Origin of the sequence: Rheinheimera lutimaris, assembly GCF_013283795.1 — a bacterium.
GTDB classification, from domain to species: domain Bacteria; phylum Pseudomonadota; class Gammaproteobacteria; order Enterobacterales; family Alteromonadaceae; genus Alishewanella; species Alishewanella lutimaris.
In genome coordinates this window covers 274778-287231 of record NZ_JABSOD010000002.1, presented here as the reverse complement: position 1 = coordinate 287231, position 12454 = coordinate 274778, and the positions used below count along the sequence as shown (strand labels likewise).

Here is a 12454-nt window from a genome sequence, read left to right as displayed (position 1 = left end):
AGCGTCAGTCTGGCTGTGTTAACGCAGCCAGACGCGTTTTTGCTTCAATCCATTGCCCCATAAATTTGGTACTGCGATAATTATGGTGCCTTAACATCAGCCCGGTAAAATTAGCCTGGCGGTGACTCTCAATTGCTTGCCTTACCGCGTTAAATTGCTGCCAGATCCGTGCTTCATGTTGTGCCAAAGCAAACTTTTGCTGCACGATATCCAAACCTGTTTGCTGTGCCTGGTGCCAACGCTCAGGTTGTTGATACAAACTTACTGCAGCCATAGCAATACTGTCGCTATCTTCTGCTATTACGCCGCCCCAACCGCTTTCTATTGTCATACCCTCAGCGCCCACTGCCGTAGTCACATTGGGGGTACCGCAGCGCATGGCGTCCAGCAACTTGCCCTTTAACCCGGCACCAAACGCCAGCGGCGCCAAACACACCCGCGCCTGCTGCATCACCGCTAAAGCGTCTTCGGCCCAGCCTTTGATAAAAAAACCTTGTTTAGGGTTATGTAGTGCAGTGGCTTTGGGCGGCGGGTAAGCACCGTAAATGTGCAATTCGGCCTGCGGTAACTGTTGGCGGATCAATGGCCAGATTTCCTGTTTTAACCACAATACGGCATGCCAGTTAGGCGCATGACGAAAATTACCGATGGCAATAAAATGTTGCCGCCTTTCATAATCCGGCAACGCAAGCTGTGGCACATCATCAAGCAAAAACGGGCAATAACATAACAGTGCTGGCGGCACTTTATAGTGTTGCTGTAACAACTGCAGTTCATATTCTGAGATCACCAGCGTCAGATCGCAGCGATAAATAGCTGCAATTTCGCGCAGCGCTAATTCTGAGTTCAGATCTTCTGCACCCACAGCCTGGCCGGCGTTAAAACAGCGCTGGCGCGCATCGCGCAGGGCATGGCAGTCTTCCATATCCAATATACGCAGCGCTTGCGGGCACGCCTGCTCTACCCGCCAACCAAATTGCTCCTCCAGCATAAATCGGTCAAACATCACTGCTTGCGGCGCCTGCTGTTGCAGCCAATGCTCAAAGCTGCAGTCATTAAGCAAAATACTATGCTCAGTTACTCCCAGCTCAGCCAGCGGGTAGCGATGCGGTCCGGGTTCTGCCGCACTGGCAAAACTTACCTGCCAGCCTTTAGCCAGAAACAACTTAATTAAACTCAGCATACGGTAACCGGCGGCAGACGAGTTTGGCTCCGGCCAAACATAGCCAATGATAACCAAATGTGGCGATCTGTGCTCAGACATAACTGCTCCCGAGGAAAAAGCAGCATTCTACCGGCAATTCCTGCCGGGTTACAGCTTGGCAGTGCGCGCTATCATGCTAAGATAGCTTGTGTTTCAGCCTGGTAAATTGATATGACAACCACCCATTACTCCGCAGTTGAAGAGTTGCTGCATGCTATTAGCCACGGCATAGGCGCTGTGTTAAGTGTTATTGCACTGGTGCTGATGTTACTGGTATCAGTGCCGGCAGGCGACAACTGGCATCTGGCCAGCAGTATTATTTATGGTAGCAGTCTTATCCTGCTGTATTGCAGTTCGACCTTATATCACTCCATTCACAACATCGACATAAAACGCCGGCTGCGCCAACTGGATCACGCAGCAATTTTTATTCTGATAGCCGGCACCTACACCCCTTTTACGCTGATAAATTTGCGTGACAGCTGGGGTTTATGGCTGTTCGGCCTGATATGGACTGTTGCCTTAGCCGGAGTCATTATTGAACTGGCTACCGGATTGAAATACAAAAAATTGTCTTTGGGTTTGTATCTGGGTATGGGCTGGTTAGTGATTCTGGCTATAAAGCCTATGCTGGAAAATGTAGCGGCGGGCGGTATGTGGCTACTGGTCGCCGGAGGGCTGAGTTATTCGTTTGGGGTGATTTTCTACGCCTGGAAACGCTTATTTTTGCATCATGCCATCTGGCATCTGTTTGTACTGGCCGGCAGCATTTTGCATTTTCTATCGGTGTACTATTACGTCCTGCCGGTTTAGCAGAAAAAACAGGCCGGTTTAACCGGCCTGTTTATACGTATTAGCCTAATCAGTATTGGTAACTGAAGGTTACACCGCTAAAGGCAGTATAAGCACGAACACCAACATGCCAGGTACCGGCTTGCGGATTGTTAATAGTGCAAACTTCATTGTTACCGTTCAGGTAAGGCCGGCAATTGTATGCTGTTGTTGTCGGCTCACTGCCATAACGCACATACAAGTCAGCATCACCTGTGCCACCGGAGATTTGGAAGGTTACCGTTGCGACACCCGACGGAATGGTGTAGCTGCCTCTTAACCACTGACCACTGGTTGCGGACAAGTCAGGGAAAGTCGCACCGCCGCCCGGTGGAGGTGGTGGTGGTTCGCCGCCACCCGAGCCATCACAGCCATTGTTGGTTAAATAATCATGAGCAGCTTTGGCTTTTACAATACCCCAGCCATAGGACGTATCACGCCCTGCTGCACCACGGTCTTCTGCCGTTGCATTAAGCGCACTACGAATTTGTGCCGCAGTGCACTGTGGATGGTTACTCCAAACCAAGGCTGCAACACCGGCTACATGAGGCGACGCCATTGATGTACCGCTGATGCTGTTATAGCCGCCATTGTTCCAGGTTGAGTTTACGCTTACCCCCGGGCCTGCAATTTCAACTTGCGAGTTCCGCTGTGAAAAGCTGGCTAACGCAGCAGAAGAGTTTACCGCCGCCACCGACACTACCGCATTATATGAAGCAGGATAGGAAAAGCTGGTGTTCCCCCCATTACCCGCAGCCGCTACCAACAGCATGCCGCCATTGTAGAAGTTGGTCATGGCATTATTTTCTGTTTGGTTAGACGAACCGCCGCCCAAACTCATATTGACCACTTTGGCGCCGGCATCTTTACAAGACTGAATAGCCGTGATCAAATTCGACGCTGTCGTCCAGTTACCGGAGTTATTGAAAATTTTAACAATGTGAACGCCAGCCTGGCCGGAGCCAATAACACCGACTACGCCGCTGTTATTGTTTAGCGCTACCATAGTACCGGCAACATGGGTACCGTGGCCGTTACCATCCTGATACCAATTACCATGACCGGAAAACGAATAACCGGTTACGCCGGAGCTTTGTAAATCCTCATGGCCGGACGTCCAGCCGGTGTCAATAACACACACTTTGGTATTACCGGCGCTGCCATCGCTTACCTGATTAGCCTGCACCATGTTGATACCATAAGGCGTGGTTTGTGCCATAGGCGTGATCACATCCATTAAATAACGCTTATGATCTTCCTCGATATATTCAACGTTAGGATCACTTTGCAGCAGCATGCGCTGCTTCGCCGTTAACTCTGCTACACTGGCATGCACAGATTTAAGATGCGATAACGCATTAACATTGGCTTTTTGTAACACCTGCTGTGCCCGCAATGTTGAAAACTCTGCCCGCTTGGCGCTGCCGTCAACATTCATTGTTGCCACAGGTTCTTTGAATTTAATGATATAGCGGGTGGTTTTATCGCTTGCCAACTCAGCCAGGCTAAGTTTTGGTTCTGGTTTTTTCATGCCATCAGCAACAGCGACGGAAGTCAGGCTTAGTGCAAAACAACCGGCAGAAGCAGCTGCCAGTATCGTAGTCATCTTTTTCATTATATTACCCTTGGTTAATTTTTATGGTCCTTGTTGTAACTGCGGCATCCTGCTGCACAAAAAATAACCACGGCCATAGCAAAAGGCCATTACAATAGTATTATAAATTCTTTACAAATGTATGAGACAAACCCATTACAGGAAAAATAGATAACTATCAGAAACAAATTGATTTATTCGGGAACAGGCCGCCACAGAAAAACACAAAGTTACCTATGTTAACGTTTTATTGGCCGTTATATTGCTGGCGGAGATCAAGGTTAACTTAAACCAAAAGATACTGCCCTCGCCCGGGCTTGTACTGAAATTGATCTGCCCCTGATGATTCTCAATAATTTTTTTGCAGATGGCTAAGCCCAGCCCGGTACCCTCTTTTAGCCTGCTGTCAGAACCATCCGCCTGAGAAAACTTTTGGAAAATCTGTGATTGAAATGCTTCGGGTATACCGTTGCCATGATCTTCCACTTCAAAACGAGCGTCATGCTCGCTGCGGCTTAACCGCACCACAATCACCGCATCAGGCGGCGAAAACTTTACCGCATTAGAAATCAGGTTATCCATCACCTGGCGTAACCGTAAGGTATCGGCCAACACCCAAAGCGCTTCGTCGGTGCCGGGGGAAAACACCAAATCTATCCGGTACCGGGTAGCATAGGGCTGCATTGCCAACACCGCTTGCTGTGCCAAATCGTATAAATTTATTTTGGTTAAATTAAGTGTAAAGGTACCGGCAGAGAACTTCTGCAGATCAAGTAAATCATTAATTAAATTTGATAATCTTTCACTACTGCTTTGCGCAGTTTGCAGCATGTTATTATAAACCGCGGTGTCCGGAGCCACGACCTTCTGGGCAATCAGGCCTATGGCGCCGCGTATTGCCGTCAACGGGGTTCGCAACTCGTGGCTTACCGTTGCAATAAATTCATCTTTTAGTTTATCTAAGCGCTTTAGCTCGCGGTTGGTTTTGGCCAGCTCAGCCAGGCTGTGCTCTAACTGTTTGGTACGAAGCGATAACGTAACCGAGCTTTCTTCCAATGCTCTGGTGCGCTCTGTTACGCGGGTTTCTAAAATTAACTGTGCTTTGGCTTTGTTTTCCATCGCAGCTTGCAACAAGCGGTTAATTTGCCGGATGTGGCGCAGCCGGTACTGATGCAGCAACCATAACATGGCAACCAAAAGCAGCACGATAATAAATATTACCCAGGGTTGCTGCCACCAATGTGGCAATACTAATAAAGTGGCAACTTGTTGCTCTTTACTGAACACGCCATGATTATTCGATGCCTTTAACCACAATGGATAAGTGCCCGGCGCCAGGTTAGCATAATAAGCACGGTGTCCCTGCGCCAGCACCCAATCTTGCTCAAGTCCTTCAAGCCGGTAATAAAACCGGTTACGCAACGGATCCTGAAAATCCAGCGCACTGAATTCAAACATCATGCTGTGCTGTGTCGGCAAAACTTCTATCAGCGGCCAGCTCTGCTGATGTGGTCTGAACTGCAGGGGTTGCTGCTCAATCATCAGCGCCGACAATACCGGCTGCGGTTGTTGCCGGTTGCTTTGCAGTAGCTCCGGTTTAACAACGACCAAACCACTGACAGCACCAAAATAGAGCCGGTCAATATCGCCATACACCGCATTGGCATTCAGCTCTGAGCTCACCATGCCATCCTGACTGTTGTAATGAATAAAGCGCTGTTGCTGCGCCGGGCGCAAACTCAAACCATGTGCCGTCATCAGCCACAGCTGATGTTCATCTTGTTGATAGCCGCCGAGCACATTATTATCAGGTAAGCCGTCAGCCATGGTAATCAACTGATGCTGACCGGTTTTACGGTTATATAATACCGCTCCCGCTTTGGTGCAAACCAGCAACTGCTGTGCATACTGACGCACACATTGCACATCATCGTCAGGCAGCTGCAACGCCGTTGCTGTAACGGTACTGTGCCGGACAATGTTACCGGCGGTTAAGTCTATCTGATACAAACCACTGTAGCGGGTTGCCACCCATAGTTGCTGATCAGCACTGACAAAAATATTCTGTACCGTATTACCTGGCCGCTCTTTGGCTAAGTTTTCTAACCAACGCCGGGTCTGTTGCAACTTTGGTTGCCAGGCAATAACTCCCTCGCCCCATAAACCAAGATAAAAAGTACCGTCTGGTGCAATATGCAAATCTCTGACATTACGGTTGGCAACGCCGGCCAACACAAAAGGCGTATCAACCCGCTCTAACCGCACACCATCGCTGTAACGAAACAAACCATTGTCAGTCGCGATATATATCTGCTGATCTGCGCCGCGTTCAATGGCATTAACCCTGCTTCGGGTACTTATTTGTTGATAGGCACCACTATCAGTATCCAGCACGATAATTTTATCTGTACTTCCCAGCCATAATTGTTGCTCTGACTTAAACACAGCCGTTACGGAAAAGCTCGTTGCAGCAAGCTCTGCAGCATAACCGGCAATACCGCTGAAAGCTTTGCTGGTGATAATACCGCGATAAAGCCCGCCCTCGCGTGAACCGAGCCAGATAACACCGGTTCTGTCTTGCAAAATACTGCGCACATTAACCTGTGCCAACTGAGCGGCAGCAGATACCTGAGCTTCCCCCTGCGCTTCAGTGCGGTTATAGCGATGCAAGCCGGTATAGCTGCTGATTAGCAGGTCGTTATTGCTACGGTCAAATGCTAATACATTAATCAACAATGCCGCAGTGCCTGGTGTAACATCCGGGTTTAAGCGGTTATCAGCCAAAGAATAACGATACAAGCCACTGCGGCTGCCAATCCACAATGTGTTGCCATCCGCCAATAACGCCCGAATTTCATTGGCACGGCTTAAACGGTCTGCCCCCGGCGCCAACTCAATCACCTTACTTAAACCGCTGTCAGCTTGCCAACGGTGCAATCCGGCAGAGGTACCAATCCAGATACTGCCGTCCTCTGACTGGCTAAGGCTCCAAATCCGCGGCTCAACCAGCGCTTGCGCCGTGTTCGCTGCACCAACAGTAGTTATACGAAAATCTGCGCTAATCACACTTAAACCGTTGGTAGTGCCCACCCAGATATTACCGGCATTATCCTGTAACAAGGCCTGCACTTCGTCACCGGCTAAACCGTCTGCTGCAGTAAAACGTCGCAAAGTACCGCTTTGCGCCTCCAGAACCGATAAGCCCAACCCCCAGGTTCCTGCCCACAGGTTATTGGCTTTATCGAATAAAATGACACCGACATCGGGGCTTTGATGCTGTAATTGCTCAGCCGCGGTAAGTAAGGCAAAAGAGCCAAAACGATAACCATCGAAACGTAACAAGCCGGAATTGGTAGACCCCAGCCAGATAAAGCCGGTTTGATCCTGCGCCACACTGTAAATTGTGGCATTGGGCAAGCCGTCGTCAACGCCGATACGTTGAAAACGCTCAACACTAAGTGCTAAATGGCTTACCGGCAACAACAATATGGCAGTAAGCTGCACCACAAAAATCATCCATTTCCTGCAGTAGTGCAATACAACCTCGGGTTTGGTTGTGGCCTGAATTATAAACCGGTTAACAACAGCAGATTTAAACAATAGCATAGCAAGCAAGGCTTTACAGCACAGCACAGATTAAATGTCCGGCAGCACTTTCGCTTGGGGTTGCATTCTTTTAGAATCGTCGCCATTACCGCTGTTAATTAAGTTGTTTTCGGAGAAATGAATGTCAGATATCAAACACAGTCGGCTGCTTATTTTAGGCTCAGGCCCTGCCGGCTACACTGCTGCTGTCTATGCAGCCCGTGCAAACCTGAATCCGGTGTTACTCACCGGCATGCAACAAGGCGGCCAGCTGACAACCACGACAGAAGTGGAAAACTGGCCGGGTGATGCGCATGGTTTAACCGGTCCGGCCTTGATGGACCGCATGCGTGAACACGCCGAAACCTTCAATACCGAAATTGTGTTTGACCATATTCACACAGTTAACCTGCAACAGCGCCCCTTTACCCTCACCGGTGATAATGGCGTCTACAGCTGTGATGCGTTAATTATCTGTACCGGCGCTTCCGCCAAATACCTGGGCCTGCCATCTGAGCAGGCTTACAGCGGTCGGGGCGTATCTGCTTGTGCTACCTGTGACGGTTTCTTTTACCGCAACCAAAAGGTGGCCGTTGTCGGTGGCGGTAATACGGCGGTGGAAGAAGCCCTGTACTTATCTAACATTGCCGCTGAAGTGCATTTAGTGCACCGTCGCGACAGCTTTAAAGCAGAAAAAATTCTGGTTGACCGTTTAATGGCTAAAGTCGCCAACGGCAATATCGTGCTGCACACCCACCGCGAGCTGGACGAAGTGCTGGGCGATGATATGGGCGTAACCGGTGTACGGTTAAAGTCGACCAAAGGCGAAGCAGACGAACAGTTAGCACTGCAGGGTGTGTTTATCGCCATTGGTCATCAACCGAATACCGATATCTTTAAAGGCCAATTGGAGATGAACGGCGGCTACTTAAAAGTGCACAGCGGCAGCGAAGGCAATGCTACCCAAACCAGCATTGCCGGTGTGTTTGCCGCCGGCGATGTATCTGACCATATCTACCGCCAGGCTATCACCTCTGCCGGCACCGGTTGTATGGCGGCGCTGGATGCCGAGCGCTATCTGGATGCGCTGAGCAAGTAATCAGCGCCGGCCATGGCCATTTACCTGCCTGAGTTGTCAGCGCACGATGTCAGCTTTCCACCACTGCATCGCGCGCTGAGCAATCCTGATGGCTTATTAGCTATGGGGGGCGATTTAAGCCCGGCCCGCCTGCTCAGTGCGTATTCACAAGCAATATTCCCCTGGTTTAGCGAGGGCGATCCCCTGCTGTGGTGGAGCCCGTCACAACGCGCCATTTTTGCGCCAGACACCCTGAAGCTTAACCGCACCTTGAGAAAACAACTGAAGCGATACCGCTTGGATTTCAGTGTTAATAAAGCGTTTGCTCAGGTAATGGCACACTGCGCTGCGCCACGCGCAAAACAGCCCGGCACCTGGATCCTGCCTGAAATGCAACAAGCCTATCTGCAATTGCATTTACAAGGCTACGCGCACAGTATTGAAGTGTGGCAACAGGATAAACTGGTTGGCGGTTTATATGGTGTGTTAGTGGGCAGCCTGTTTTGTGGCGAGTCAATGTTTAATCTGTTACCGGACACCGCCAAACTGGCATTGGTTGCCCTGCAACAACATTTGCAACAGGTAGCACCGGGTTGGATTGACTGCCAGTTACCCAACCCGTTTTTGTTGCAGTTAGGTGCTACACCATTACCACGCGAAGAGTACATTATGTTGTTGCAACATTATGCAGCAAAACTTACCCCAACATCACATTGGCAGGCGAATACACTGCTATTGGACAGCGGTGATGCATGAACTACGCTTTGGCCTGACGGCACCGGCGCAGTGCAGTTATCTGGCAACACAGCAGGAACAACTGGTGTTTTTGCTGCCGGAACAGCCACTTGATGCGCAATTATATCAACAATTACTGCAACTTAATTTTCGCCGCAGTGGTGAGCAACTGTACACCCCACACTGCCCGGCTTGTCGCGCTTGTCACTCTGTACGCATTAATCCTGCAGCTTTTAAAGCCAGCCGCAGTCAGCGTCGCTTACTGAAAACCGCCGCCCGCGCCGGCTGGCAGTATAAGTTGAGTGACAATATCAGCACAGATTACTTTCCGCTGTTTGCCAGCTACATAAATCATAAACATGCCGACAGCAGTATGTTTCCGCCGGCACGGCAACAGCTCGATGCCATGCTCAACTGCAGTTGGTTAAAAGTGCACTATCTGGAGCAATATTATCAACAAAAATTAGTCGCCGTCAGCATAGTGGACGAAACAGCAGACGCTTATTCGGCGGTATATACTTTTTTTCATCCGGATGTCAGTGCTTTTTCGCCCGGCTTGCTGGCGATATTATATTTACTGCAATGCACAGCGCAGCAGCAAAAAGATTGGTTGTATCTGGGTTATCAAATTGATGAATGCAGGAAAATGGCTTATAAAGCCGCTTTTTTACCGCAGCAACGATTTATTCAGGGACAATGGCACTCATTTGGCTAAAAAAGCGCTTGCCGCTTTACTTATGCTGATGATTTCGGCACAATCTGCGCAGTTTTTTTATGGTTCACCCAAATTTAAGAGGCAAGTGCGCTGAATGGCGAAGGAAGACGTAATTGAAATGCAAGGTACCATTTTGGATACCCTGCCAAATACCATGTTCAAAGTTGAACTGGAAAACGGCCATGTCGTTATCGCTCATATTTCAGGTAAAATGCGTAAGAACTATATCCGTATTTTAACCGGCGATAAGGTAACCGTAGAGTTAACACCATACGATCTGAGCAAAGGCCGTATCGTGTTCCGCCAGCGTTAAGCCGGCCCGAATAACCTTACTGATAATACAAACCCGGCAAATGCCGGGTTTAGTGTTTTAACTTAAGCCATTACCATTCGCTTAATCTGCCAGCGCGGCTTCTTTTGCGGTTTGATATTCAAAGCTAAGCTGATCATTGACCAGTTCAACCCGCACATCACCACCATGTAGTAGACGGCCGAACAGAATTTCATTTGCCAACGGTTTCTTCAGTTGCTCCTGAATCACCCTTGCCATTGGTCTGGCACCCATAGCATGGTCGTAACCTTTATCTGCTAACCATTGCCTTGCAGCACTGCTGAGCTCCATCGACACCTGCTTTTTATCCAGCTGGACCTGCAAGTCACACACAAACTTGTCCACAATCTGCAGAATAATGTCCGCCGCCAGGTGTTGAAACCAGATAATGCCATCCAGCCGGTTTCTGAACTCCGGACTAAAAGTACGGTTTATTTCCGACAACGCATCATGGCTGTGATCCTGCTGTTTAAAGCCTATCGACTTACGGATGGTTTCCTGCACCCCGGCATTGGTTGTCATTACCAGCACTACATTGCGAAAATCAATTTTGCGGCCGTTGTTATCGGTTAAGGTACCGTGGTCCATCACCTGCAGCAAAATATTATAAATATCGCTGTGTGCTTTCTCGATTTCATCCAGTAACACCACTGAGTACGGATGCTTGGATACCGCATCAGTCAGCAAGCCGCCCTGCTCAAAGCCAACATAACCCGGCGGTGCACCAATTAACCGGCTGATAGCATGGCGCTCCATATACTCCGACATATCAAAACGCAGTAACTCAACGCCCAGGGCTTTTGCCAGTTGCTTGGTTACTTCAGTTTTACCTACCCCTGTCGGTCCGGCAAACAGGAAGTTACCTATTGGCTTTTCTTCGTTGCCCAAACCAGAACGTGATAAACGAATGGCCGAGGTTAACACTTCAATCGGTTCGTTCTGACCAAACACCACCAGTTTTAAGTTGCGGTCCAAATTAGCCAACACATCTTTATCCGAGGCCGACACCGACTTCTCCGGAATACGCGCCATCTTGGCAATAACATGCTCAATTTCCGGCACATTAATGACTTTTTTTCGTTTGGACGACGGCAACAAACGCTGGCTGGCGCCGGCTTCGTCGATAACGTCTATGGCTTTATCCGGTAAATGCCGTTCATTAATATACTTAGCAGACAGCTCCGCAGCCGCCCGAATAGCTTTTTGCGTATAGCGCACGTTATGGTGTTGCTCGTAGCGCTCTTTTAAGCCCAACAGAATACGGGTGGTGTCTTCCACGCTGGGCTCTGCCACATCAATTTTTTGAAAACGACGCACCAGCGCGGTGTCTTTCTCAAAAATACTTTTAAATTCCTGATACGTGGTTGAGCCCATGCAGCGCAAACGGCCACTGGACAACAGCGGTTTAATTAGGTTGCTGGCATCCATTACGCCACCGGAAGCCGCACCGGCACCAATTACGGTATGAATTTCATCAATAAACAAAATAGCGTCTTTTTCCCGCTCCAGCTCTTTCAGTAAGGATTTCAACCGTTTTTCAAAATCGCCGCGGTATTTGGTACCGGCCAACAGGGCACCCATATCCAATGAGTATATGGTGGCGTTGGCAATCACGTCCGGCACTTCGTTGTGTACAATACGATACGCCAGCCCTTCGGCAATGGCGGTTTTGCCCACGCCGGCCTCACCGACTAACAGCGGATTATTTTTCTTGCGCCGGCACAATACCTGAATAGCACGCTCAACTTCATGCTCGCGGCCAATCAGCGGATCAATGTGGCCGTTTTTGGCCTGCACATTCAGGTTTGCGGTGAAGTTTTCCAGATACTTACTGTCATCAGCAACCGATTCGGTACCTTCTTCCTGTGCATGTTCGTCGTGTTGCTCAAGTTTTTCAGTTTTGGTTACACCGTGGGAAATAAAATTCACTACGTCCAGCCGGGTAATGTCGATTTTCTTCAGCAAATATACCGCTTGTGATTCCTGCTCGCTGAAAATAGCCACCAACACATTGGCACCGGTTACCTCAGATTTACCGGATGACTGCACATGAAACACCGCGCGTTGTAATACACGCTGAAAACCCAGTGTAGGTTGGGTATCGCGCTCTACTTCACCGTCCGGCAACACCGGGGTGGTGGAATCGATAAAACTGGCCAGTTCCAGCCGCAGTTTTTCTATATTGGCACCGCAAGAGCGCAGTGCATCGCCGGCCGCCGGATTGTCCAGCAAGGCTAATAATAAATGCTCTACGGTCATATATTCATGACGACGCTCACGCGCAAACCTGAAAGCCAAATTCAGAGTTAACTCAAGATCTTTATTTAACATACACCACTCCTAATCCACCTGAGTAACGACACCAGAATCATGCAAAGACT

General features: G+C 49.3%; 9 protein-coding genes. 5 read left to right on the top strand and 4 right to left on the bottom strand.

Features of this window, described 5'->3' with window-relative positions; translation table 11 throughout:
- Positions 1 to 4: 4 nt before the first annotated feature.
- Positions 5 to 1264, bottom strand: coding sequence for a glycosyltransferase family 4 protein (locus tag HRH59_RS02945; protein WP_173499775.1), 1260 nt, complete (start codon positions 1262 to 1264; stop codon positions 5 to 7).
- Between the two features lie 111 nt (positions 1265 to 1375).
- Here HRH59_RS02945 and trhA point away from each other — a divergent pair, with 111 nt between their 5' ends.
- The gene (gene trhA, locus HRH59_RS02940) at positions 1376 to 2017 is read left to right on the top strand and encodes a PAQR family membrane homeostasis protein TrhA (RefSeq protein WP_173499774.1); all 642 of its coding nucleotides are present in this window, start codon (positions 1376 to 1378) and stop codon (positions 2015 to 2017) included.
- A 49-nt stretch (positions 2018 to 2066) separates the two neighbouring features.
- Here the strand turns inward: trhA and HRH59_RS02935 are convergent, their stop codons facing one another.
- Positions 2067 to 3650, bottom strand: a complete 1584-nt coding sequence (locus HRH59_RS02935; protein WP_173499773.1) for a S8 family serine peptidase — start codon at positions 3648 to 3650, stop codon at positions 2067 to 2069.
- Between the two features lie 213 nt (positions 3651 to 3863).
- The gene (locus tag HRH59_RS02930) at positions 3864 to 7145 is read right to left on the bottom strand and encodes a sensor histidine kinase (protein ID WP_173499772.1); all 3282 of its coding nucleotides are present in this window, start codon (positions 7143 to 7145) and stop codon (positions 3864 to 3866) included.
- 211 nt (positions 7146 to 7356) lie between these two features.
- On the opposite strand from HRH59_RS02930, the gene trxB reads away from it, so the two are divergent.
- From trxB to infA, 4 genes are all read left to right on the top strand, one after another.
- Complete coding sequence (gene trxB, locus HRH59_RS02925) at positions 7357 to 8313, top strand: thioredoxin-disulfide reductase (RefSeq protein WP_173499771.1); 957 nt, start codon at positions 7357 to 7359, stop codon at positions 8311 to 8313.
- 12 nt (positions 8314 to 8325) lie between these two features.
- Complete coding sequence (gene aat, locus HRH59_RS02920) at positions 8326 to 9048, top strand: leucyl/phenylalanyl-tRNA--protein transferase (RefSeq protein ID WP_173499770.1); 723 nt, start codon at positions 8326 to 8328, stop codon at positions 9046 to 9048.
- Complete coding sequence (locus HRH59_RS02915; RefSeq protein ID WP_173499769.1) at positions 9041 to 9742, top strand: arginyltransferase; 702 nt, start codon at positions 9041 to 9043, stop codon at positions 9740 to 9742. Before aat ends, HRH59_RS02915 begins: the two co-directional genes overlap by 8 nt.
- Positions 9743 to 9836: 94 nt before the next feature.
- Positions 9837 to 10055 carry a translation initiation factor IF-1 gene (infA, locus tag HRH59_RS02910; RefSeq protein WP_019676586.1) on the top strand — a complete coding sequence of 73 codons (219 nt, stop codon included), beginning with the start codon at positions 9837 to 9839 and terminating at the stop codon, positions 10053 to 10055.
- Positions 10056 to 10136: 81 nt separating this feature from the next.
- On the opposite strand, the gene clpA is transcribed toward infA, so the two are convergent.
- Entirely contained in the window at positions 10137 to 12404 is a 2268-nt protein-coding gene (clpA, locus tag HRH59_RS02905; protein ID WP_173499768.1) for an ATP-dependent Clp protease ATP-binding subunit ClpA, read from the bottom strand.
- Between the last annotated feature and the right edge of the window lie 50 nt (positions 12405 to 12454).